This window comes from Mycobacterium pseudokansasii, from assembly GCF_900566075.1.
GTDB classification, from domain to species: Bacteria; Actinomycetota; Actinomycetes; order Mycobacteriales; family Mycobacteriaceae; genus Mycobacterium; species Mycobacterium pseudokansasii.
In genome coordinates this window covers 1826877-1849241 of record NZ_UPHU01000001.1, presented here as the reverse complement: position 1 = coordinate 1849241, position 22365 = coordinate 1826877, and the positions used below count along the sequence as shown (strand labels likewise).

The window sequence follows — 22365 nt, the reverse complement described above, 5'->3', positions numbered from 1 at the left end:
GTGACACGCCGAGATTGCCGTGAGGGCCGTTGCGAGTCGGCCAAGCACGACCGTGGCGGCGATCTCGTCGCGGCCAGTCCAAATCAGATGGCGTCCGGATCCTGAGCGAACACCTCGGCGGCCTTGCGGGCCAGCCCGATGGCGGTGCAAGCCCACTGCGGCGTCGCATCCGCCAGACCGCATGCCGGGGAAACCCCGACGCGATCCCGCAGCGCCGAGCGAGAAAAGCCGAGCCGATCGGTCACCGCGACCACCTGCCCCGCCACTTCCTCGGCAGCCGGCCGCCTCAAGGGCGCGACGGCGGGGACGACGCCCAGCACCACGGTGCGCCCCGTCTCGACGAAGGCCGCGATCCCGTCCAGGTCCGCCGCGCACAAGGTGCCCGCATCAACCGACACTGCACCAATAGTGCTGCGCCGCAACAGATCCCACGGCAGCTCTGGCGCGCAGCTGTGCACCATGACGTCCGCGCCGGCCGCCTCGGCGCAGGTGTCCAGCAGTGCGCCGGCCACCGCTTCGTCCAGTGGTGCCACCGGGCTCAGGGCGGTCACGCCGGTCAGCCGTCCGCCCAGTGCCGCCGGCAACGACGGCTCGTCGAACTGGACCACCACCGGCGTGTCCAGCCGGCGGGCCAGCGTCGCCCGGTGCGCGGCGACGCCCTCGGCCAGCGAGGCCGCCAGGTCACGCACCGCACCCGGGTCGGTGATCGCCCGGTGGCCGTTGGCCAGCTCCAGTCCCGCGCTCAGCGTGATCGGTCCCGGGGCCTGAACCTTGACCACGTGCCCGCCGCCCCGCAACCCGGCGGTCTCCCACGCTTCTTCCAGAGCGTCCATGTCCTCGTTGAGCAGGCTGACGGCGCGGCGGGTCACCGCGCCGGGCCGGCTGACAATGCGGTAGCCGCGCGGCACGGTGTCGACGGCCAGATCGAGCAGCAGGGCACCGGCCCGGCCGAGCATGTCGGCGCCCACTCCCCGGGCGGGCAACTCGACGAGATGCGCCAACGCATCGGCCAACTCACCGACGACGACCTCGGCGGCGGGCCGCGCCGCGGTGCCGGGCCACGATCCGATGCCGGTGGCCCGCGCGAACGCCGGCGCGAAATCACTCACTTGTCAACCGTATTCGAGGGCTGTTTAACGGCGGGGGGCGCGGGTAGGTTGCAACCACGGAAGGGTGGCTGATGGCGAAATCAATCCGGCTGCTGCTGTGGTGCTGCGCGGTGGCGCTGACGGCGGCGTGCACACGCGTGGTCGAGGGTGAAGCACTGCCGCCCTTCGGCGTTTACCCGCTCGATGTACTCAACGTCGACACCCTGCTGCTGGACCAAGCGCGGATGCGCGCGATCACCGGCGCCGGTGACGACCTGACAATCGTGCCGTCGATGGACGGCAAACACCCGGTCGACATCGACGCCCTCGCAGAGACCCTGCCCCGGGAATGCCGGTTCATCTACGCCGAAACGGCGACCTTCGGGCCCGACATCGCAGGGTTTCACAAGATCACCTTCCAGGACCCGCCCGAAGGCGCCCTGATCTCCGAGGGCGCCGCGGTGTATCGGGATCCCGGCATCGCCCGGCACGCCTTCGAATCGCTGGTGGGCGCGGTGGGGAGTTGCGCAACCAGTTCCAGTGGCTCGCTGCTGGTCAGTGTGTGGCATGTCGACGGTGACTCGCTGCACATCCGGCCCGGCGACTGCGGCCGCGACTACCGGGTCCTCTCGGTGGCCCTGCTGGAAGTCACCTTCTGCGGGTTTCCGGAATCGGTGCCCGGCATCGTCATGACGAACATGGCCGCCAACGTGCCGCATTAAGTCGCTGCGGACGAGCAGGCCGACGTGCCGGCTATGGTGGCGCTGCCGAGCACCTCGTCACCGCCGGGATCCGGCCGGTAGAGCACCACCGTCTGGCCGCGGGCCACCCCGCGCAGCGGCGCATGCAATCGCACCGACAATTCGTCGCCCACCAATTCTGCTGTAGCACTTGCGGTTTCACCGTGAGCACGCACCTGCACCGCGCAATCGACCGGACCGGTCGGCGCGGCTCCGGCGGTGAACACCGGCGCTCGTCCGGTCAGCGCGTGCACATCGAGATCGGACACGTCACCCACGCGAATGGTCGCGCTTTCGGCGTCGATCGCGGTGACGTAGCGCGGGCGGCCATCGGGACCGGGGCCTGGGATACCGAGGCCCTTGCGCTGGCCGATGGTGAACCCGTGCACGCCGTCATGGGTGGCCAGCACGGCGCCGTCCGCATCGACGACGACGCCCCGGCGAACGCCGAGGCGCGCACCGAGGAACGCGCGGGTGTCGCCGGAGGGAATGAAGCAGATGTCGTGGCTGTCCGGCTTGTCGGCAACCGCCAGGCCGCGGCGGGCCGCCTCGGCCCGAATCTGCAACTTGGGAGTGTCTCCGATCGGGAACAGCGCATGGCGCAGCTGCTGGGCGGTCAGTACGGCCAGCACATAGGACTGGTCCTTGTCCCGGTCGACGGCGCGGCGCAGCCGCCCATCTGACAGCCGCGCATAGTGGCCGGTGGCCACCGCGTCGAAACCCAGCGCCAACGCCCGGGTCAACAGTGCCGAGAACTTGATCCGCTGATTGCATCGGACGCAGGGGTTGGGCGTTTCTCCGCGAGCGTAGGACGACACGAAGTCGTCGATCACGTCTTCGTTGAACTTCTCGGCGAAATCCCAGACATAGAACGGGATTCCGAGTACATCGGCGACCCGGCGGGCGTCCGAGGCGTCCTCTTTGGAGCAACAACCCCGCGATCCGGTGCGCAGCGTCGAGGGCACTGTCGACAGTGCCAGGTGCACGCCGACCACCTCGTGGCCGGCGTCGACCATGCGGGCGGTCGCGACCGAGGAGTCGACCCCGCCACTCATCGCGGCCAGGACCTTCACCAGGAGGCTCCCGCGGCGGCCAGGGCGGCTCCGCGAGCACGGGCCACCGCTGCGGGCAGCACCCGCAATGCCGCATCGACGTCCGCATCAACACTTGTGTGCCCGAAGGAAAGACGCAATGAGCCGCGGGCGCTGGCCGGGTCGGCGCCCATCGCGATCAATACGTGTGACGGCTGGGCCACACCGGCAGTGCAGGCCGATCCGGTCGAACACTCAATCCCGTTGGCGTCCAACAACATCAGCAGCGCATCGCCCTCACAGCCGCCAAAGGTGAAGTGCACGTTGCCCGGAAGCCGCAACGGGTCGCGAGCACCGTTGAGACGCACGTCGTCGATTTCGGCGAGCACACCTTCGACCAGGCGGTCGCGCAGCAACCGCAGCCGCGCGCTGTTGGCTTCCAATCCGTCCACGGCGATCCGCGCCGCGGCGGCCATGCCTACCGCCCCGGCGACGTCGGGAGTACCCGAACGGACATCGCGCTCCTGGCCGCCGCCGTGCAGCAACGGCACGCAGGCGACGTCGCGGCGCAGCAGCAATGCGCCGATGCCCGGCGGACCGCCGAACTTGTGTGCCGCCACACTCATCGCCGACAAGGTGCTGGCGCCGAAGTCGACCGGTAGCTGTCCCACCGCCTGGATGGCGTCGCTGTGCATGGGCACGCCGAACTCGGCCGCGACGGCGGCCAGTTCGGCGGTCGGCATGATGGTGCCGACCTCGTTGTTGGCCCACATCACCGATACCAGCGCGACGTCGTCATGGCTGTGCAGCACCGCACGCAGCGCGGCGGGCGACACCGAGCCGTCGCCAGCGGTGGGCAGCCAGCTCACCTGCGCACCCTCGTGCTCGACGAGCCAGTCCACCGCGTCGAGTACGGCATGGTGCTCGACCTGCGAGGTGACGATGCGCCGACGGCCGGGCTGGGCGTCACGGCGCGCCCAGTAGATCCCTTTGACGGCCAGGTTGTCGCTCTCGGTGCCGCCCGCGGTGAAGATCACCTCCGACGGGCGCGCGCCGAGCTTGTCGGCGATCAGCTCCCGGGATTCCTCGATTCGGCGGCGCGCCGCACGTCCCGTGGTGTGCAGCGAGGAAGCGTTGCCGGCCGAGCCGAGCACGGCCGTCATCGCCTCGACGGCGGCGGGGTGCATCGGGGTGGTGGCGGCGTGATCGAGGTAGACCATGACTCGCCCCACGATACCGGCCGGGTCCCAAGACCCAGAATTTTCGGGCAGGCCGCAATGCAGGCCGGCCGGCGGGACGAGCCGCGCGGCGACCAGGACTGCGACAGCCTCAATCGACGCCGGATAGTCCGAGTAACCGGGCAGCGTTGCGCCAGAGCCACTGTTCGAGGGTGCTGGGGTCCAACGGGAGTTCCCGCATTTCATCGCAGAGTTGCTGGTGCGGAAGGTTCGGCAGGAACGCTCCGGTCCCATAGAGCACTTTGTGGCGGATAGTGTTCTGCCCGAATCGCATCAGTGCCTCCCAGCCGGCGCCGGGCGCGGCGAAGTGCTTGGGTCGGTGCGCAGCCAGTTCGACGTAAACATTGGGGTGTTTCCAGGCGATCAGGCATGCCTCCAGCACCCACTGGTAGCCGCCGTGGCTCAATCACTATGGTCAGTTCCGGAAAGCGGCACGCCACATCGTCGATGTGACGGGGATGCCCGGGGTCGCTGGGCCGGGTGCGGGTCCAGTTGGCCGAAGTGTGGATGCTCAGCGGCACTCCGAGTTCGACGCACTTGGCGTAGTACGGGAAGTATGCGGGGTCCGATGCCGGTCGACCGATCATGAAAGGCCGCAGGCTGAGTCCGCGGAATCCACGATCGGTGATCCAGTGCTCGAATTGGTCGAGCGCCGCGGCGCCGCCCATGATGTCGGCCCCGGCGAACGGGATGAACCGATCCGGGTGTCGGGCAGCGAGCGCGGCTACTGACTCGTTGTGCACGAACGTCACGCCGCAGGTGGAGCGTTCGTCGAAGCCGGTGATGAGACTCTGGCGGATGCCGGCGGCATCGAGTTGGGTAAGGATGTCATCGTCGCTTCGCCGAAGTGATTCCGCGTAGGCGCTGAACTTCTCGGCGGTGACCGGCGTCTTAGTTAAGTGTCGCGTCGATAGCCGGCCCGGTTTGGGCTCTCCCGTGAACGTTCGGCTGGCTTCGGCTCGCCCTGGGCGTTGTCCTCGAGGCCCTCAAGCCACCAACGCCGGCCGGTGGCCCGGGAGCTGCGTCCCCGCATGCACCACAGACCGGCACCGTGCGGCCAATGTTCGGCGATCGGTACCCGGCAGTTGCAGGGACCCGACATGCACCCGGGTCACCGTGCGGCGCACGGCGAGCACCCGGCACACCGACCGTGCCAACGTGTCCTGGCCAACGTAGGCGGGAGTGGTCGACACGCTGCCGTCGACGCGGTGATACGTGAGCCACAGGGGCTGCACCGGGCGTCCGGCATCGATGGCGGCCTGAAACATCGCCGGGTAAAAGCTCCCCGACGCCAGCCCACACCAGGTGGTGCCCTCCGGGAAGGCCACGACAGTCTGACCGGCGCGTAGCCTGCGGGCGACGGTGTCGATCACCTCGGGTAGCCGGCGTAGGCTGGCCCGCTCGATCGGGATGATCTTCAACAGGCGGGCCAGGATCCCGATCGCGGGTCCGCTGAACATGTCGGCACGGGCGACGAACGACCCGGGCAACACCGCACCGATAGCGAAGACGTCCAGCCACGACATGTGATTGCTGACCACCAGAACGCCGCTCAGGTTGCGAATCGGGTTGCCCGACAAGGTGATCCGGACGCCAATACAGCGCAGCACCAACCGGCAGTAGGCGCGTTGCACGTGGGTGCGACCGGGCAGCGGCACACCGAGCAGGGGTAGGCCCGGCGCCAACAGCAGCGCCAGCGTCAGGCGCAGCGCCACCCGCAGCCGCACAAGACCGGCGGTGTCGCCATGGCCCACGCAGCTGACATCACACGATGCGCGAGGCAGCCAGCAGTGCCCGAAACCGTTCATCGGCGCGCCCCGCAGGCCGTCCCGCCGCGCGCACCGCCGGCCGTCCCACGGCGCGCACCGCCGGTCACCCCGCCGGCCATCTCTGAGGCCGCCGACACCGACCGCAGGCGACTCAGGTAGCGGGCATCGGCCTGACGCTTGCTCAGCAGCACGCAGAAATCACCGACCCCGAAAGCCGGGTCGTGGGCGGGCTCGCCGCACACCCGGGCACCCAGCCGCAGGTAGCCACGCATCAGGGGCGGGACCGTCGCACGCCGCGGCGGCGCAATGTCATCGAGCGGCTTACCGCCGACTCGCACCTCCCGGTAGGGATGCACCCGGTACGGCGCCGCGTGACGCGCCAACACGAAATCACGCACGCCGCGCAGCTGGCACCCCGGGGTATCGTCGCCCGCCTCGATCGGCACCGACACGCAGCCGGTCACGTAGTCGTAGTCGCATCGGTCCAGGTAGGCCAGGATGCCCGCCCACATCAACAGCACCACCGCGCCGTTGCGGTGACCGTCGCGCACCGCCGCGCGGCCCATCTCGACCAACGACGGCCGTAGCGGGTCGAATGCGCGGACGTCGAATTCGGTCGCGGTATACAGACCTCCCGCGGCAATGGCACCCGCCGGCGGCAACATCCGGTAGCACCCCACCAGCTCACCGGTGTCGTCGTCGCGGACCAGCAGGTGGTCGCAGTACTCGTCGAAGCGGTCGACGTCGCGGTGATCGATCGTCGACGGCACCGCGAACCCGGGCGTGCTGCTGAAGACGTCGTATCGAAGTTGTTGCGCGGCCTCGATCAAGGCGTCGTCGGTGGTCAGCAACAGGGAATAGCGTGGTCCCGAGGATGATCCGGCCGCCGGATCGCTCGATTTGTCGCTGGGTATGAGGACAGAAGCGATGCTCATGCCACCAACGTGACGCAGCCGGTCAGCTAATCGGCATCGGCGCTGTGACGGGCCGGTGCACGTCAGGTGACAACATGTCGCAGCGTCGAATCCTTGCCGAATTTTGAAAATTGATCCAGTATCTTGTGCCATGGCCCACGTTCCCGGATACGCAAAGCGCCACCGGACGCGCGCCTCGATTTTGGACGCCGCGCTGGCCGAGGCCAGTGAACGCGGACTGCACCGGGCATCGGTGACCGGAATCGCCGCGCGAGCCAACACCGCGGTCGGAAACCTGCACTACCACTTCGGTTCGCGCGCCGAGCTGTTACGGGCGACGATGCGCAAGCTCATGTCGGATTTCTTCGCGCGGCTGGCCGCCTTCGAAGAGCAGCCCGCGCCGCACGGCGGTGATTTCTTCGAACGTCACCGCACCGGCTTGCTGGCCTATGTCGACTACGTACGCAGCAACCCCGGGCACATCCGGTTGGTCGACGAGATCAGGTTTCTCGAGCCCGAGTTGTATCGCCAAGGCATCAACGCCTGGGTCGAGCTGATTTCGGCGCGGCTGCGCGAGGGCATCGCGGCCGGCTCGGTACGGGCGATGAACGACGTCGAGATCGCCGCGCAGGCACACTTTTTGGTCGGCGCCCATCGTTTCCTCGAGGACTTGGTCGGCGACGCGGGCCGGGAGGCAGAAGTCGTCGACGCCTACCTGCGATTGGTACGCCGCGGGCTGGCCGCAGAACCTCAAGACAGTGGAGAAGTCGATCATGAGTGAGTTCGCCGGGAACGGATTCGACCCCGATGCGCTGCGCGCCAAATACCAACAGGAACGCGACAAGCGCCTGCGCCCGGACGGCATCCGCCAATATGTGCAAATCGCAGGCGCATTCGCCCGCTTCGGCGACGACCCGTGGGCTGATCCCGACTTCTCCCGCGATCCGATCACCGAAACAACCGACGTGGCGATCATCGGTGCCGGTTTCGGCGGACTGCTCATCGGTGCGCGGTGCCGACAACTCGGCGTGGACGATATCCGGCTCATCGACAAGGCGGCCGACGTCGGCGGCACCTGGTACTGGAATCGCTACCCCGGCATCGCCTGTGACGTCGAGTCCTACATCTACCTGCCGCTGCTCGAAGAACTCGGCTACGTCCCGACCGAGAAGTACGCCAAGGGAGCCGAAATCTTTGCCCACTGCCAGCGCATCGCCGAGCACTACGACCTCTACCGCAACGCGCGGCTGAACACCGAGGTCACCGAGATCCGTTGGGACCCAAGCGACTCCCGCTGGGTAATTGCCACCACCCGCAACGACACCATCCGCGCCCGGTTCGTTGCGATGGCCAACGGGTACCTGCAGAAACCGAAGCTACCCGGCATCGACGGGATAACAACGTTCGGCGGCCACGCCTTTCATACCAGCCGCTGGGATTACACCTACACCGGCAAGAACCTCGAGCGGCTCGCCGACAAGCGGGTAGGCATCATCGGCACCGGCGCGACGGCGATCCAGTGCGTGCCCCGCCTGGCTGAGGCCGCGCAGCAGCTGTTCGTCTTCCAGCGCACCCCGTCAACGGTGGACGTACGGGCCAATCGGTCAACCGATCCGGATTGGGCGGCGTCGCTCCAGCCGGGCTGGCAGCGACGGCGCATCGAGAACTTCCAGATCCTCACCGCGGGAGGCGAATCCGACGAGGATTTGGTCGACGACGCGTGGACCAGCCTGACCAAGAACCTGCCCATCGTGCGGCACAACGCCAACGCGGCACCCGGCCAGGCGTCCCCGTTGGAGCTGGCGGACTTCGCGAAAATGGAAGAGATCCGGGCACGTATCGACTCGATCGTCACCGATCCCGCCACCGCCGAGGCGCTCAAGCCCTGGTACGGGTATTTCTGCAAACGGCCCTGCTTCCACGACGAATACCTGCAAGCCTTCAACCGTGACAATGTCACCCTCGTCGACACCCACGGGTATGGCGTCGAGCAGATCACCGAAAAGGGTGTCGTTGTTGACGGCGTCGAATACCCGCTTGACTGTTTGATTTTCGCCACCGGGTTCGAGGTCGGCACCGACTATTCCCAGCGGACCGGCTTCGAGATAGTCGGCCGCGACGGCCTGACGCTCACCGGCAAATGGTCCAGCGGTATCCGCACCTTCCATGGCCTGCACGTGCACGGCTTTCCGAACTGCTTCATCGAAAGCATCGCCCAGTCGGGCTTCACCGTGAACTTCCCGTACTTGATCGACACCCAGTCCCGGCACGTGGCCTGGGTGATCGCCTGGGCGCTGCGGCACGGTGTCACCGAGGTGGAGGCCACCGCCGAGGCCGAAGTGGCCTGGGTCGACACCGTCGTGCAGCGCTCGGCCGTGATCGCCGGACGGCGTGAGGCGTGCACACCCGGCTATTACAACCGCGAGGGCCAGGTGAGCGCCCGGCTGCAGCAGGACAGCTTTTTCTTCGGCAGCCCAACCGAATACGCCGACATCCTCACGGCGTGGCGGGAGGCAGGCGAGGTCGCCGGCCTGGCCGTGCGTACTTCGGCACCCGCCGATCAGGGGGTCGCGTCATGATCCACGGCACCTTCGACGCCTCGCGGTACCGGTGGAAGGAGGTGACCGGACGCCCGGGGTCGAAATACAAGATCCAGCACGACTACACCATCCTGGGCTACGACCGTGACGTGGCCACCCTCGACATGGTGGTGCGCTGGCAAGGTGACGGCGGGCACTGCCCGATCCACCGCCACGCGGCCACCACCAGCATCATCGTGCTGGCCGGCGAGCAACATCTGTGGGATGTCGAATCAGACGGTTCGATCGGCAACCATCGCTTCCGGCGTGCCGGTGACTATGCGCTGACCGGCAACGACCAAAAACCGCATCTGGAGCGCGGCGGCGACGACGGCGGTCTGGTCTACTTCGGGGCTCGCCCCGACTTTCCCGACGCGCTGCTCTACGAGATCTACGATGCCGACATGAACGTCGTCGCCCGGATCACCATCGACTCCCTGGTCGCCGACTTCAACGCCGACCCGGTCCCGGCCTGACCGCCGTGGGCCTGCAGATCGACCCGGAATTGCTCGCCGAGCTCGCGTTGCTGAATACCGGCGGGGCCCAATCCGAGCCGCCGCCGGTGGGCGACGTGGCGACCCGGCGAGCCAACAGCAAACGCACCATCGACCAGCTCATGGCCACCCGCCCGCCGATAGCCGGCGTGGCCGTGCAGCACCATGCGGTAGCCACCGACGACGGCGCCACGTTGACGGTGAGCTGGTACCAAGCCGCGACGGAGCAGCCACCCGGTAGCGCGGTGCTCTATTTGCACGGCGGCGGAATGATTTTCGGCATGCGCGAACTGGGCGGCCTCTACGACTGGCTCGCCCGGCGCTACGTCGCCGACTCCGGTGTGCCCATGTTGCTCGTCGACTATCGCACCGCGCCGGAGTCTGCACACCCGGTCCCGGTGCACGACTGCTTTGCCGGCTTGGAATGGCTGCACGGCCACGCCGGCGAATTGGGCGTCGATCCGGCCCGGGTGGCCGTCATGGGCGACAGCGCCGGCGGCGCGCTGGCCGCCGCGGTGTGCCTGATGGCCCGCGATCGCGGTGGGCCCGCGATCGCCCAGCAATTGTTGGTCTATCCGATGCTCGACGATCGCACCTGCCTGCCCGACCCGGAACTGGTGCCGTTCGTGACCTGGACCTACGACGACAACATCACCGGCTGGCAGGCCCTGCTGGGTGAGAGCGCCGGCGCCGACGGCGTCAGTTCTTATGCCGCTCCGGGGCGGGCCAGCGATGTTTCGCGGCTGCCGCCCACCTACATCGACGTGGGCGACCTCGACATCTTCCGGGACGAGGACATCGCCTACGCACGCCGCCTGGCGGGGGCCGGCGTGCCGACCGAATTGCATGTGCATCCAGGTTGTCCGCACGCATTCGAGGGGATGGCTCCCAATGCTGCGGTTTCCCGCCGAGTGATCGCCGACCGCGTGCGCCGGCTGCAGACAATCTAACGCACTTTGCGATCGTAGGACCGGAATACGTTGAGTAGCTATGTGATTGGACGACTCACGGTCAGCGACCGACGGGGCAACCGTGCGCGCGGCCGCCGTAGTCGACCTGCCAGTGCTTGATGCCGTTCAACCATCCGGATCGCAGTCGCTTGGGCGGAGAAATCGGGTTCAAGTCGGGCATATGGTCGGCGATCGCGTTGAAAATCACGCTGATCGTCATCCGGGCCAGGTTGGCCCCGACGCACTAGTGCGCGCCGGTGCCGCCGAATCCGACGTGCGGGTTGGGATCTCGCAAGATGTCGAAGGTGTCCGGATGGTCGAAAACGTCGTCGTCGAAATTGGCCGACCGATAGAACATCACCACCCACCCCGAGCAGGCCGGCGATCGCCTGCAACGGCAGCTCGCAGGACACCTGCTCGACGAAATCACCGGAGCCTTGCGCCGCAGCGCTTTTGACGATGTGGTGCGCGCGCCGGTCGAGCTCGTCACGCAGCCGTCCGACGGCGCGCGGGGTGAAGCCCCGCGAGATGATCTTGCGCAGCCGAGTGTGGTGCGGGGCGTCGATGTTGAGCAGCACCGCCCGCTGCATGTCGATGTTCTCCCGCTTCATGTCGTCGGGGAACCGAGAGATCGCGGTGTTGACGTAGCCGCAGAAGACGGCCGGCGCAGCAAGCCGGCCGCCGTGTCAACTAATCGATCAGTTGATTGAATCCACTATGGACACCGCGGGCGGCCGCAGTCAAGAGCTCGGAGCTGTGGCCACGCGGGGGCACCGGTGATTCAAGTACCGGAAATGTCCGGTCCGTGGGGCCGTGAAACACGGTGGGAGAAAGCCGCCCGCCGGGATCGCGACGATCTGGCGGGCGGCTCGCGGGTGCTAGCCCCTGCGGGCCTTGATCGCCTCGGTCAGCTGCGGGGCGACCTTGAACAAGTCGCCGACCACGCCGTAGTCGGCGATCTCGAAGATCGGCGCCTCCTCGTCCTTGTTGACCGCGACGATGGTCTTGGACGTCTGCATGCCGGCACGGTGCTGGATCGCTCCGGAGATGCCCAGCGCGATGTAGAGCTGCGGCGACACCGTCTTGCCGGTCTGACCGACCTGGAACTGGCCCGGGTAGTAGCCGGAGTCGACGGCGGCACGGGATGCGCCGACGGCACCACCGAGCGAGTCGGCCAGCGCCTCGACGACGCTGAAGTTCTCGGCGCTGCCGACACCGCGGCCACCCGAGACCACGACGGTGGCCTCGGTCAACTCCGGCCGGTCTCCGGCCACCGCGGGCTGGCGAGAGGTGATCTTGGTGGCGTTCTCGGCGGGAGCCGGCACTTCCACGCTGACCTGCTCACCCGCGCCCTCGGCCGGCTCGGCCTCGATGGCCCCGGCGCGCACCGAGATCACCGGGGTATCGCCGGTGGCCTGCGCCTCGACGGTGAACGCGCCACCGAAGATGCTGTGGACGGCTTTGCCGCCGTCTTTGACTTCCACCACGTCGACCAGCAGCCCCGAGCCGATCCGGGCGGCGAGCCGGCCGGCGATCTCCTTGCCGTCGGCAGTGGCGGCAACCAGCACGGCGGCCGGGGCCGAGGACTCGGCCAGCGCCGCCAGCACGTCGACATACGGCGTGATCAGGTACTGGCCGACGACATCCGACTCGGCGACGTAGATCTTGGCCGCACCGGCCGCCTTCAGTCCGTTCACCAGCGGCGCGGCGGCGCCCGGGGCACCGACCACGACGGCCGCCGGCTCGCCCAGCGCCCGGGCGGCGGTGATCAATTCGGAGGTGACTTTCTTCAGCGCACCTTCAGCGTGCTCAACGAGCACCAGTACTTCAGCCATGGGTTATATCGCTCTCGTCTCGGAATAGCGCTGGTTCAGATGATTTTCTGGCCGACCAGGTACTGCAGGATCTGGTTGCCGCCCTCGCCCTCGTCGGCGACCTTCTCACCGGCCGTTTTCGGCGGCTTGGGCGTCGAGGACAACACCGTCGACCCGGCATTAGCCAGCCCGACCTCGTCGGCCTCGACACCGATCTCGGCCAGGCTCAGCACGGTGACCTCTTTCTTCTTGGCGGCCATGATGCCTTTGAAGGACGGGAAGCGGGGCTCGTTGATCTTCTCGTTGACGCTGACCACCGCCGGCAGGGTTGCCTCCAGGGTGAACACACCGTCGTCGGTCTCGCGCTCACCGGTGACTTTGCCGCCTTCGACCGACAGTTTGCGCAGGTGGGTGAGCTGCGGCAGGCCCAGGTACTCCGCGATGATGGCCGGCACCGCGCCGCCCACGCCGTCGGTGGACTCGTTACCGGCAATCACCAGTTCGGTGCCTTCGATGGTGCCCAAGGCTCGCGCCAGCGCCCATCCGGTCTGGATGACATCGGAGCCGTGCATGCCGTCGTCCTTGAGGTGGACGGCCTTGTCGGCGCCCATGGACAACGCCTTGCGAATCGCCTCGGTGGCACGCTCGGGGCCCGCGGTCAGCACGGTCACCGACCCTTCCCCGCCTTCTCGCTCCCGGATTTGCAGCGCCTCTTCCACAGCGCGCTCGTTGATCTCGTCCAGGACCGCATCGGCGGCCTCCCGGTCGAGCGTCCAGTCACCCTCGGTCAGCTTGCGCTCCGACCAGGTATCCGGGACCTGCTTGATCAGGACCACGATGTTTGTCATGAGTGTGGCTCGTCCTCCTCGAAGGCGTCCGGCAGCGCTCGTCAGCCGGACTCGGTCACGCGGTTCGCAACCGCACAGGCATGTTACTAGGCGGTAACTTTTTGCGGTCTGCCCTCACACCATAGCGGGTCGTACTTGCCGGATTGCCCGGTCACCCCGGCAAACGGGGGACCCTCAGCTCGTTGGTCGGTACCTGCCGCATCCTTGCCGGGCCGCCCGTAACCGGTGCGCGGTTCGCGAATCGAGCGCTACGGGTTAGCCTGCCTTAACAATGAGCGCATTCGTCCCCGGCCTTCCCCGAAACACCCCGACCGACTCCCAGCCGGCGGTCTCCCCGACGAGCCCGACGGTGCTCACCTTGACGGGTGAACGCACCATTCCCGACCTGGACGTCGAGAATTACTGGTTCCGCCGCCACGAGGTCGTCTATCAGCGGCTGGCGCCGCGCTGCGCGGGCCGTGACGTGCTGGAAGCCGGGTGCGGCGAGGGCTACGGCGCCGGCCTGATCGCCGAGGTGGCCCGCCGGGTGGTCGCGATCGACTACGACGAGGCCGCCGTGGCACATGTCCGCAGCCGCTACCCCCGGGTCGACGTGAGGCAGGCCAACCTGGCAGAGCTGCCGCTGCCCGACGCGTCGGTGGACGTCGTGGTCAACTTCCAGGTCATCGAGCACCTCTGGGACCAGGGACAGTTCCTTCGCGAATGTGCCCGGGTGCTGCGCCCGTCGGGCCTGCTGCTGGTGTCCACCCCGAACCGGATCACCTTCTCCCCCGGCCGCGACACCCCGATCAACCCCTTCCACACCCGCGAGCTCAACGCCGACGAACTCACCGAGCTGCTGGTCGACGCGGGCTTCGCCGAAGTGGCCATGTACGGGTTGTTTCACGGGCCGCGGTTGCGCGAGATGGACGCCCGCCACGGCGGCTCGATCATCGACGCCCAGATCGCGCGGGCGGTTGCCGACGCGCCGTGGCCGGCCGAGCTGGCCGCCGACGTCGCGGCGGTCACCACGGCCGACTTCGACATGGTGAGCCGCGACGAGCGCGACATCCACCACGACATTCAAGACAGCCTCGATCTGATCGCGATCGCGGTGCGCCCGTGAACGCAGCCGTAAGCCGGGTGCCCGGAATGTTCACCCTGGTCTTGCATACCCACCTGCCCTGGCTGGCCCACCACGGCCGGTGGCCGGTCGGCGAGGAGTGGCTTTACCAATCCTGGTCGGCCGCCTACCTGCCGTTGTTTCGGGTGCTGCGTGAGCTGGCCGGCGAAGACCGCCGCGGCTTGATCACCCTTGGCATGACCCCGGTGGTCAACGCCCAGCTCGACGACCCGTATTGCCTGGACGGAATGCACCACTGGGTGGCCAACTGGCGCTTGCGCGCCACCGAAGCCACCAGCGTGTGGTGTGCGCCGGGCTCGAAATCGGCCCACTATCAGTCGTGTGCACCGGAAGCGTTGCGGGCTTTCGGTATTCGCGAGTGCATTGAGGCGGACCAAGCACTGGAGGACTTCGCGGCGTTGTGGCGTCACGGCGGCAGCCCGCTGCTGCGCGGCTTGATCGACGCCGGCGCGGTGGAGCTGCTGGGCGGGCCGCTGGCGCACCCCTTCCAGCCATTGCTGAATCCACGGCTGCGCGAGTTCGCGTTGCGCGAAGGCCTGGCCGACGCGTGGCTGCGCCTCGGGGCGCGCCCGACGGGCATCTGGGCGCCCGAATGCGCCTACGCCCCCGGCCTGGAGCACGACTACGCCGCCGCGGGAGTCAGCCACTTCATGGTGGACGGCCCGTCACTGCACGGTGACACCGCGCTGGGCCGGCCGGTCGGCGACACCGACGTGGTCGCATTCGGGCGTGACCTTCAGGTCAGCTACCGGGTGTGGTCACCGAAATCCGGCTACCCGGGACACGCGGCCTACCGCGATTTCCACACCTACGACCATCTGACGGGTCTGAAGCCCGCCCGGGTCACCGGCCGCAATGTGCCATCGAATGCCAAGGCGCCCTATGACCCGGGGCGGGCCGACCGTGCGGTCGACGTTCATGTCGCCGACTTCGTCGACCTGGTGCGCGGGCGGCTGATTGCCGAGTCGGAGCGGATCGGCCGGCCCGCTCACGTGGTGGCCGCCTTCGACACCGAATTGTTCGGACACTGGTGGTATGAAGGGCCGACCTGGCTGGCGCGGGTGCTGCGGGCGTTGCCAGCCGCCGGGGTTCGAGTTGGCACCCTGCAGGACGCGCTGACCGACGGGTTCGTCGGCGAGGCCGTCGAATTGCCGCCCAGCTCTTGGGGTTCCGGCAAAGACTGGCAGGTGTGGAACGGCGAGAAGGTGGCCGACCTGGTCCAGCTCAACTCCGAAGTCGTCGACACCGCGTTGACCACCGTCGACAAGGCGTTGGCGCAGACGGCGTCGCTGGACGGGCCGATCCCCCGCGACCAGGTCGCCGATCAGATCCTGCGCGAGACGCTGCTGACCGTGTCCAGCGACTGGCCGTTCATGGTGAGCAAGGACTCGGCCGCCGACTACGCCCGCTATCGCGCGCATCTGCACGCCCATGCGACCCGCGAGATCGCCGGGGCGCTGGCTTCTGGCCGGCGCGACCAGGCGCAGCGGCTGGCCGATGGATGGAACCGCGCCGACGGTCTCTTCGGCGCTCTGGATGCCCGAAGGCTGCCCCGATGACCGCCTCGCCGGGGCCGCCGGCCCGCCGAGACTGTGCTGGCCGCATCCATCCTGCGCTCAGCGTCTATTCGGGGGTCGAATCCGCGCTGTGGTTGCAGTTTCGGCGACGGAATGGGGGGCCGCTTCGATGAAAATCCTGATGGTGTCGTGGGAGTACCCGCCGGTGGTGATCGGCGGGCTCGGCCGCCATGTGCACCATCTCTCAACCGCATTGGCCGCGGCCGGCCACGACGTCGTCGTGCTGTCCCGCCGGCCCGCCGGCACCGACCCCAGCACCCACCCCTCGTCCGACGTGTTCGCCGAAGGGGTGCGGGTGATCGCGGCCGCGCAGGATCCGCACGAATTCAGCTTCGGCAGCGACATGATGGCCTGGACCCTGGCGATGGGCCATGCCATGATCCGGGCCGGCCTGTCGCTTAAGAGGCACGGCACCGACCGAGCCTGGCGTCCCGACGTGGTACACGCCCACGACTGGCTGGTGGCGCATCCGGCCATCGCGCTCGCCCAGTTCTACGACGTGCCAATGGTTTCCACGATTCACGCGACCGAAGCCGGGCGGCATTCCGGCTGGGTCGCCGGAACAATCAGTCGTCAGGTACACGCGGTCGAGTCGTGGCTGGTCCGCGAATCCGATTCGCTCATCACGTGTTCGGCGTCGATGAGCGACGAGATCACCGAGCTGTTCGGTCCGGGCCTGGCCGAAACCACGGTGATCCGCAACGGTATTGACGCGGCGCGGTGGCCGTTCGCAGCGCGGCGCGCGCACACCGGAGTGCCCGAGCTGCTGTACGTCGGCCGGCTGGAATACGAGAAGGGCGTGCACGACGCCATCGCCGCGCTGCCGCGGATCAGGCGCGCCCACCCGGGTGCCACGCTGACCATCGCCGGCGAAGGCACCCAACGGGATTGGCTGGTCGAGCAAGCCCGTAAACACCGGGTGCTCAAGGCAACCAAGTTCGTCGGACACCTCGACCACACCGAACTACTGGCGGTGTTACACCGAGCCGATGCGGCGGTATTCCCGAGCCACTATGAGCCGTTCGGGCTGGTCGCCTTGGAAGCCGCCGCCGCCGGCGCCCCGCTGGTGACGTCGAACATCGGCGGCCTGGGCGAAGCGGTGATCAACGGGGTGACCGGGATATCATGCCCGCCCCGCGATGTGGCGGCGCTGGCCGCCGCGATGTGCGCGGTGCTCGCCGACCCGGCCGCGGCGCAGCAGCGGGCCCGTGCCGCCCGCGACCGGCTCACGTCCGACTTCGCCTGGCGGACAGTGGCCGAAGAGACCGCTCAGGTGTATCTGGCGGCCAAACGCCGCGAACGGCAGCTACTGCCCCGGCTGCCCATCGTCGAGCATGCCCTGCCGGACCGCTAAGAGGCGTCCAGGCCGATCGCGGTGGCGCAATACCGCCACAGCAGCTCGCGATCGCGGTCACCGGATCGGGTCCACGGCACGTAATGTTCGGGTCGCGGCCGACGATCGTGCCAGAAGGTGCCGGTCGGTGGTGCGGGACTGGTCGCGGCGAGCCAGACGGCGGTGTCGGCGCCCTCTTCCAGGGTGCGCAGCAGCGGTCCGGTGACGGCGCGAAAACCCGGCAGTGACGACGCGACGCCCGGGGTATCGGCCCAACCCGGATGCATGGAATACACCCGGATGTGCCGGTCGGCCCAGCGGCGGGCCAGGATCGGGGTGAATGCCACCTGCATCCGTTTGGTGCGGGCATACGCGACGGCACCGCGGTAGCGACCGATGCGGTATTCGGGGTCCTCGACGGGCAGCGACTGGGTATACATCCCACCGGAGGACATCAGGATCACCCGCGGGTCGTCGGCCGCGGCCAGCATCGGAACCAGCAGTTCGGTCAGCAATATCGGCCCCAAAACATGTGTGGCCAAGGTGATTTCGTGGCCATCGTCGCTCTCGTCGCGGGTTGCGGGCAGCAATCCGGCATTGTGGATCAGCACGTCCAGCCGCGGGACACGGGTGCGCAGATCCGCGGCGAAGGCGCGAACGGCGCCCAGGTTGGACACGTCGCACACTTCCACCCGCACGTCGGCGCCCGATTCGGCGACGATCTCGTCGCGAGCCTGTTCGCCACTCTTGCGGTCACGAACGGTCAGCAGCACGGTCGCGCCCAGCCCGGCCAGGCCCGCGGCGATGGCCTTGCCCAGGCCCCGATTGGCGCCGGTGACCAGCGCCGTGCGGCCCTGCAGCGCGCCCGGCGGCGGGTCACCCGCCCAGCCCGATCGGCGAAGCCGATAGCCGATGCGGGTGTAACCGGGCACGACCGTCCGGTCGAGGGCAGTGTCGAGCAGCGGGCGCAGTGGGCCGAAAACGCTCATACCGCCCCATACTTCCCTATCCGGCGGCGACCGCGGCACCCCGCTGGCCGCTCAACCGGCATCTCGGCCGTCACGGCTGCGCGCGTATGCACGACCCCGCAGATCCGCCAGCCATGCCGGAAAAAGCCGCAACCCGGGCGCGGTGTTGACCACCGGATCGAACGACACGTCGTTACCCGGCCCCGGACTGACGACGCTGGTCAGTGTCAGGTGCGCCACCTTCTCGAAATTGGCTCTGCCGCAAGCCTGGTCGAGGGCCACCTCGATGTCGCCGTCGTTGATTCTTTCCCGAACATTGCCGAGAGACAGGCCACATCCACTGATATCGCTCAGTATTCGCGCTCGTAGCCACCAGTACTTTGCCCGGTAACGCAACGGCATGAGGGTGGTCATGGGTTGGCCCGTCCACGATGTGACCGGCCGCAGCGCCAGCGCCCGGCTCAGGACACCAGATCCCGCGGAGACCAACAGAATGTCCCACGGCGTCGCATCGACCTGGCCGGGCTCGATCCGCAGGGCCAGCCCGATGAAGTCAGGCAGGGACCCCGGCGTGCCGCCTGCTTTCGACACCCTGGCCACCACGTCCGACGACGGGATCGGAAGCCCGTTGGACGGCGGCGCAACGCGTTCGATCGAGCCGGACGCAATGACGCCGACCGGATGGAAGATCCGACTACCGCGGATCGCGGATCCCCACTGAAAAGGCCGAGCGACGATGTCGGAAACAGTCATCCGCGCCGGGTTCCCCTTCTCGGCGGTGGGAAACCAACACCCGAGCCGGCGGGTCATCGTTGCCGCGCATCTGCTTTCGGGTCTGTCGCCGTTCGAACTCCGTCGTTCACCGGCCGATCGTGTGTCCCAAGGGGGGCTGTATTGGGCCGGCCGACCGGGCGTCGATGTAGAGCTGCCGCATGACCGCCTGCCAGGACTGGGCCCATAGCGTTGAGCCGCGCACCCCGTCGAGCAGTCCGACAATGACGGCGCGGTTGTCGTCGGTCAGCGCATACACCGGCCCGCCCAGGTCGCGTTGGTCTGCAGTCATGTCGGCAATGGCAAACCCGTCGGTGCCGACCGAGCTGACCCGGCCGCAGACTTGCCCGGAGGATATTCCGGCATGGCACACCGGCAGTGCCGGTTGCACGCTGAATCCCGGGCTGGACTGCAATTGACGCCCCCCGGGCAACAGCTCCGTGGCGATCACCTCGGGGGCCAGCGTGATCACTTCGTATTCGACGCCCGCTGCGGAGTCGGCTGCCGCGGGTTCGTTGACGGTGCCGCGCCGGGCGAGCATCACGGTACCGACCACGTTCTCTTTGCCGTCGGTCACGGTGGACCCCTCGTCACACCGTCCGGCGCTCACCGCGATCCGCAGTCGCGGTTCGACGAACCCCACCGTGCACACCATGGCGCCCTGATGAATTTCCATGCCCGGAAATACCGTGACACCGGGTTTGGCCGCGGCCGGCGCCGGTGCACTGAGCGCCACCAACGCGATCGCTATAGCGACCGCGGAATGGCGAAATCCGCACAAGACGGTTTCCATTTAGCCGCTACCATTCCTCGCGTCCACAAGGACAACTTCCACAACCGTCAATTCCAGGGCTGTACAAGTCGCCCAGCGGGCTCAGATTACCCCTTTTCCGGCGCGACGAAACCCAAACAGCGCAGAAACAAGTGGGCAGTGACGAGCGCATTTTCCGGCGCCGATCCGGTCGCAGAGCGGTCGGCTACGGGCCCGCGGTCGAAGGTCGGCAAGCGAAGTAGGATTGGCGCGTAGTGGCCGAAAAGCGAAGACTCGCCTTGGGTCCTCCACCGAGGTTGCCGGGCCGAAATCTGTTGTGCCGCTGGCGTTAAACTGCCTCTCCGCGGTCCGCGTCGGGTCCGCGTGCGGCCACCGGGCCGAGGCTGCCGGCGTTAGGCTTTCGACGAGGTTGAGTTCACAGCTGACCACCGCGGGCGCGGTGTCCCAAAGGCTGTAGCTCCCGCGCCCACCACCACACTCGATGGGCTCCACGAATATGACTGCTTTAGGGGCTATCAGCCCACCAGAACAACCCCGCTGCCGCTATGTGGTCGACTGCGCCGGGGCGCGACTGTGCGTTTACGCGCGCAGCCTGGCCACCATTGTGCGTGTCGACGGAGAGATCGACGCTTCGAACGCCGAGCGCGTTGCCCACGAAATTCGGCGCTTCGCGCGGGCGAAGGCGCCGTTGATACTCGAGCTGAGCCATCTCGATTTCCTCAGCGTTGACGGTTTTCGGGCTCTTCTGGTGCTCAACGACGAACACCACAAGGCCGGCCTGCACTGCAGCGTGATCGCGGGCCCTGCGATGCGACCACTATTGCGCATTGTCATCAATCACGGTCTGCCTGTAGCCAATTCGGTTGCCGAGGCTCTGCAGTTGATCGAGGACGTGATCAGCTCGCGCCGCCAGTTCCTTGCCGGACTGGTCCAACGCCGCGACCCGCAGCGCCGGACCCCGCTCGCGCAAGTCGCCGGAGATCGTCGCTAGCACCTGCCCGCAGCGGTCACCGCCTCGTCACCGGAACGGCAACTTCGTTGCGGCGCAAGCATGGAACAGTCCACGGCGGGTCATAAAACCACGCCACCGGAGCACCGGCCGGCACGTACTCGGTACCGTCGAGCAGACGGAGCAATTCGTCGGTGTATGAGGCGACCGCGCCGGGTCCGCGGTCACCGCTGAAACGCAGCACGGCGTACTCCTGCGCCGGTACCGACACGAGTTCGACGGATTTGTCGTCTGGCGTGGGTAGGGTATCCAGCGTCCACTTGGCCGGCATGAAAAACCGGATCACCCAGGTGCCGTCGCCGCCCGCTTGCTGCGCTACCGGGGCCGTCATGGCGATGCGCTTTCCTGCGCCGGCTCCTCCGCCGGCCCGTTGCTGACTGACCGGAGCAGTCATCGCGATTTTCGAATTCGCGTGATTCGCACCAAAAATGTAGCCGGCCAGTGCACGGAATCCGCGATTGCGGGCGCCTTCCTCGGTATCGCCGACGACGACTTCGGCCGCGATTCGTGGGCCGTAGCGGCGGATCTGCAGTCCGCCGTGGAGCTGCTCTACGGTATGGGGCGGTTCCTCGGTCCCGACCCGCACCCCGACGACCGAGCCGGCCGCCTCGACGAGTTGGGTCAGCAGTGGCGCGACACATCCCAGCATCTGCGGACCTACCTTTCGTGTGCTTCACGGCCTAACGGCGCGGACCAGCCCGACGTGTCGGCTCTGAAAATATCGAATGGCCGTCTCTTTTCCGCAGCAATCTCATTTTCCGGCGAAAACGCCGCACCGCGCCGTACCGCGCCGGAGCGGGTGCGAGCCGCGATGCCACGGCCAGTAGCCTCGGTACGAACAGCCGGGGCGCGAAGGTGCAAGACGGGAGCCGTGCAATGAAACCGCACAACCGGGGACGGCACTTTCCCTATCGCTACGATCCTCGGCTGGCTGCGATGTGGCTACCGTTTCGGTGGCCGGGAAGCCAGGGCGTGACGGTGACGGACGACGGCCGTTTCCTGGCTCGCTACGGACCGTTTCGCGTGGAAGCGCCGTTGTCGAGCGTCCGCGACGCGCATATCACCGGCCCGTATCGATGGTGGACCGCGGTCGGCCCCCGACTGTCGATGGTCGATGACGGACTCACCTTCGGCACGAACGCGCGCGCCGGGGTATGCGTCCACTTCGAACCGCCTGTTCACCGGGTGCTGGGACTCCGGGACCACTCGGCCTTGACGGTGACCGTCGCAGACCCCGAAGGGCTCGTGGCCGCGCTCAAGGGCATTCGGTAGCCGAAGCGGCGACCGAGGCGGGCCGAGCCGCGGCGGAAGGGGCTTTCGGACCGACGCCGACGAGACGTCCGTTGC

General features: G+C 67.8%; 21 protein-coding genes and 2 pseudogenes. 10 read left to right on the top strand and 13 right to left on the bottom strand.

Annotated elements, in window-relative coordinates; translation table 11 throughout:
- Positions 1–83 precede the first annotated feature (83 nt).
- Positions 84–1109, bottom strand: a complete 1026-nt coding sequence (locus EET10_RS08520; RefSeq protein ID WP_063466923.1) for a uroporphyrinogen decarboxylase/cobalamine-independent methonine synthase family protein — start codon at positions 1107–1109, stop codon at positions 84–86.
- Between the two features lie 71 nt (positions 1110–1180).
- Between EET10_RS08520 and EET10_RS08515 the strand changes: the two genes are divergently transcribed.
- Positions 1181–1810 (top strand): sensor domain-containing protein, encoded by a 630-nt coding sequence (locus EET10_RS08515; protein ID WP_036406783.1) that lies wholly within the window; start codon positions 1181–1183, stop codon positions 1808–1810.
- Here the strand turns inward: EET10_RS08515 and mnmA are convergent.
- The 5 genes and pseudogenes from mnmA to EET10_RS08490 form a co-directional block, all read right to left on the bottom strand.
- Positions 1807–2901, bottom strand: coding sequence for a tRNA 2-thiouridine(34) synthase MnmA (mnmA, locus tag EET10_RS08510; RefSeq protein ID WP_036406781.1), 1095 nt, complete (start codon positions 2899–2901; stop codon positions 1807–1809). The genes EET10_RS08515 and mnmA overlap by 4 nt on opposite strands.
- Positions 2898–4079, bottom strand: coding sequence for a cysteine desulfurase family protein (locus EET10_RS08505; RefSeq protein ID WP_036406778.1), 1182 nt, complete (start codon positions 4077–4079; stop codon positions 2898–2900). Before EET10_RS08505 ends, mnmA begins: the two co-directional genes overlap by 4 nt.
- Before the next feature lie 109 nt (positions 4080–4188).
- Positions 4189–4993, bottom strand: a pseudogene (locus EET10_RS08500) (amidohydrolase family protein); the annotation flags it as partial.
- 90 nt (positions 4994–5083) lie between these two features.
- The gene (locus EET10_RS08495; protein WP_036406849.1) at positions 5084–5905 is read right to left on the bottom strand and encodes a lysophospholipid acyltransferase family protein; all 822 of its coding nucleotides are present in this window, start codon (positions 5903–5905) and stop codon (positions 5084–5086) included.
- On the bottom strand, positions 5902–6801 hold the full coding sequence (locus tag EET10_RS08490) for a GNAT family N-acetyltransferase (protein ID WP_122502052.1): 900 nt from the start codon (positions 6799–6801) through the stop codon (positions 5902–5904). The genes EET10_RS08495 and EET10_RS08490 overlap by 4 nt, the downstream gene beginning before the upstream one ends.
- 130 nt (positions 6802–6931) lie before the next feature.
- On the opposite strand from EET10_RS08490, the gene EET10_RS08485 reads away from it, so the two are divergent.
- From EET10_RS08485 to EET10_RS08470, 4 genes are read left to right on the top strand one after another with little or no spacing between them, the layout of a single operon-like run.
- Positions 6932–7561, top strand: coding sequence for a TetR/AcrR family transcriptional regulator (locus tag EET10_RS08485; protein WP_036406773.1), 630 nt, complete (start codon positions 6932–6934; stop codon positions 7559–7561).
- Entirely contained in the window at positions 7554–9359 is a 1806-nt protein-coding gene (locus tag EET10_RS08480) for a flavin-containing monooxygenase (protein WP_036406770.1), read from the top strand. Before EET10_RS08485 ends, EET10_RS08480 begins: the two co-directional genes overlap by 8 nt.
- Positions 9356–9835 carry a hypothetical protein gene (locus EET10_RS08475; RefSeq protein WP_051490758.1) on the top strand — a complete coding sequence of 160 codons (480 nt, stop codon included), beginning with the start codon at positions 9356–9358 and terminating at the stop codon, positions 9833–9835. Before EET10_RS08480 ends, EET10_RS08475 begins: the two co-directional genes overlap by 4 nt.
- A 5-nt stretch (positions 9836–9840) precedes the next feature.
- A complete protein-coding gene (locus EET10_RS08470; protein ID WP_036406767.1) occupies positions 9841–10803 on the top strand; it encodes an alpha/beta hydrolase in 963 nt (320 codons plus the stop codon).
- A gap of 61 nt (positions 10804–10864) precedes the next feature.
- Here the strand turns inward: EET10_RS08470 and EET10_RS08465 are convergent.
- The 3 genes and pseudogenes from EET10_RS08465 to EET10_RS08455 all read right to left on the bottom strand — a co-directional run.
- Positions 10865–11462 (bottom strand): annotated as a pseudogene (locus EET10_RS08465) (cytochrome P450 family protein); the annotation flags it as partial.
- A gap of 219 nt (positions 11463–11681) precedes the next feature.
- Positions 11682–12638 carry an electron transfer flavoprotein subunit alpha/FixB family protein gene (locus EET10_RS08460; RefSeq protein ID WP_063466919.1) on the bottom strand — a complete coding sequence of 319 codons (957 nt, stop codon included), beginning with the start codon at positions 12636–12638 and terminating at the stop codon, positions 11682–11684.
- A 35-nt stretch (positions 12639–12673) separates the two neighbouring features.
- Complete coding sequence (locus EET10_RS08455) at positions 12674–13465, bottom strand: electron transfer flavoprotein subunit beta/FixA family protein (protein ID WP_036406764.1); 792 nt, start codon at positions 13463–13465, stop codon at positions 12674–12676.
- Between the two features lie 271 nt (positions 13466–13736).
- Here EET10_RS08455 and EET10_RS08450 point away from each other — a divergent pair, with 271 nt between their 5' ends.
- The 3 genes from EET10_RS08450 (at position 13737) to EET10_RS08440 (ending at position 17519) form a co-directional block, all read left to right on the top strand.
- Positions 13737–14570 (top strand): class I SAM-dependent methyltransferase, encoded by an 834-nt coding sequence (locus tag EET10_RS08450; RefSeq protein ID WP_122502051.1) that lies wholly within the window; start codon positions 13737–13739, stop codon positions 14568–14570.
- Between the two features lie 26 nt (positions 14571–14596).
- The gene (locus EET10_RS08445; RefSeq protein WP_425293768.1) at positions 14597–16147 is read left to right on the top strand and encodes a 1,4-alpha-glucan branching protein domain-containing protein; all 1551 of its coding nucleotides are present in this window, start codon (positions 14597–14599) and stop codon (positions 16145–16147) included.
- Between the two features lie 127 nt (positions 16148–16274).
- Positions 16275–17519, top strand: coding sequence for a glycosyltransferase family 4 protein (locus tag EET10_RS08440; protein ID WP_036406760.1), 1245 nt, complete (start codon positions 16275–16277; stop codon positions 17517–17519).
- On the opposite strand, the gene EET10_RS08435 is transcribed toward EET10_RS08440, so the two are convergent.
- The 3 genes from EET10_RS08435 to EET10_RS08425 all read right to left on the bottom strand — a co-directional run bounded on the left by EET10_RS08435 (position 17516) and on the right by EET10_RS08425 (position 20030).
- Positions 17516–18487, bottom strand: coding sequence for an SDR family NAD(P)-dependent oxidoreductase (locus tag EET10_RS08435; RefSeq protein WP_036406757.1), 972 nt, complete (start codon positions 18485–18487; stop codon positions 17516–17518). The genes EET10_RS08440 and EET10_RS08435 overlap by 4 nt on opposite strands.
- 51 nt (positions 18488–18538) lie before the next feature.
- Complete coding sequence (locus EET10_RS08430) at positions 18539–19219, bottom strand: catalase family protein (RefSeq protein WP_036406843.1); 681 nt, start codon at positions 19217–19219, stop codon at positions 18539–18541.
- A 106-nt stretch (positions 19220–19325) separates the two neighbouring features.
- Positions 19326–20030, bottom strand: coding sequence for an Rv1815 family serine proteinase (locus tag EET10_RS08425; RefSeq protein WP_036406754.1), 705 nt, complete (start codon positions 20028–20030; stop codon positions 19326–19328).
- Positions 20031–20505: 475 nt separating this feature from the next.
- On the opposite strand from EET10_RS08425, the gene EET10_RS08420 reads away from it, so the two are divergent.
- Entirely contained in the window at positions 20506–21000 is a 495-nt protein-coding gene (locus EET10_RS08420) for an STAS domain-containing protein (protein WP_081260470.1), read from the top strand.
- Positions 21001–21016: 16 nt separating this feature from the next.
- Here the strand turns inward: EET10_RS08420 and EET10_RS08415 are convergent, their stop codons facing one another.
- Positions 21017–21667 (bottom strand): SOUL family heme-binding protein, encoded by a 651-nt coding sequence (locus EET10_RS08415; protein WP_063466917.1) that lies wholly within the window; start codon positions 21665–21667, stop codon positions 21017–21019.
- A 227-nt stretch (positions 21668–21894) separates the two neighbouring features.
- Between EET10_RS08415 and EET10_RS08410 the strand changes: the two genes are divergently transcribed.
- Positions 21895–22290, top strand: coding sequence for a hypothetical protein (locus EET10_RS08410; protein WP_122502050.1), 396 nt, complete (start codon positions 21895–21897; stop codon positions 22288–22290).
- The last annotated feature ends 75 nt before the right edge of the window (positions 22291–22365 follow it).

Excerpts from the sequence above, each read along its gene's own strand:
- EET10_RS08480 (WP_036406770.1), top strand. The coding sequence starts at position 7,554 with ATGAGTGAGTTCGCCGGGAACGGATTCGACCCCGATGCGCTGCGCGCC.
- EET10_RS08425 (WP_036406754.1), bottom strand. The coding sequence starts at position 20,030 with ATGGAAACCGTCTTGTGCGGATTTCGCCATTCCGCGGTCGCTATAGCG.
- EET10_RS08445 (WP_425293768.1), top strand. The coding sequence starts at position 14,597 with ATGTTCACCCTGGTCTTGCATACCCACCTGCCCTGGCTGGCCCACCAC.
- EET10_RS08460 (WP_063466919.1), bottom strand. The coding sequence starts at position 12,638 with ATGGCTGAAGTACTGGTGCTCGTTGAGCACGCTGAAGGTGCGCTGAAG.
- EET10_RS08450 (WP_122502051.1), top strand. The coding sequence starts at position 13,737 with ATGAGCGCATTCGTCCCCGGCCTTCCCCGAAACACCCCGACCGACTCC.
- EET10_RS08490 (WP_122502052.1), bottom strand. The coding sequence starts at position 6,801 with ATGAGCATCGCTTCTGTCCTCATACCCAGCGACAAATCGAGCGATCCG.
- EET10_RS08440 (WP_036406760.1), top strand. The coding sequence starts at position 16,275 with ATGAAAATCCTGATGGTGTCGTGGGAGTACCCGCCGGTGGTGATCGGC.
- EET10_RS08415 (WP_063466917.1), bottom strand. The coding sequence starts at position 21,667 with ATGCTGGGATGTGTCGCGCCACTGCTGACCCAACTCGTCGAGGCGGCC.
- EET10_RS08420 (WP_081260470.1), top strand. The coding sequence starts at position 20,506 with ATGACTGCTTTAGGGGCTATCAGCCCACCAGAACAACCCCGCTGCCGC.
- EET10_RS08495 (WP_036406849.1), bottom strand. The coding sequence starts at position 5,905 with ATGAACGGTTTCGGGCACTGCTGGCTGCCTCGCGCATCGTGTGATGTC.
- EET10_RS08485 (WP_036406773.1), top strand. The coding sequence starts at position 6,932 with ATGGCCCACGTTCCCGGATACGCAAAGCGCCACCGGACGCGCGCCTCG.
- EET10_RS08455 (WP_036406764.1), bottom strand. The coding sequence starts at position 13,465 with ATGACAAACATCGTGGTCCTGATCAAGCAGGTCCCGGATACCTGGTCG.
- EET10_RS08410 (WP_122502050.1), top strand. The coding sequence starts at position 21,895 with ATGAAACCGCACAACCGGGGACGGCACTTTCCCTATCGCTACGATCCT.
- EET10_RS08505 (WP_036406778.1), bottom strand. The coding sequence starts at position 4,079 with ATGGTCTACCTCGATCACGCCGCCACCACCCCGATGCACCCCGCCGCC.
- EET10_RS08475 (WP_051490758.1), top strand. The coding sequence starts at position 9,356 with ATGATCCACGGCACCTTCGACGCCTCGCGGTACCGGTGGAAGGAGGTG.
- EET10_RS08430 (WP_036406843.1), bottom strand. The coding sequence starts at position 19,219 with ATGACTGTTTCCGACATCGTCGCTCGGCCTTTTCAGTGGGGATCCGCG.
- EET10_RS08435 (WP_036406757.1), bottom strand. The coding sequence starts at position 18,487 with ATGAGCGTTTTCGGCCCACTGCGCCCGCTGCTCGACACTGCCCTCGAC.
- EET10_RS08515 (WP_036406783.1), top strand. The coding sequence starts at position 1,181 with ATGGCGAAATCAATCCGGCTGCTGCTGTGGTGCTGCGCGGTGGCGCTG.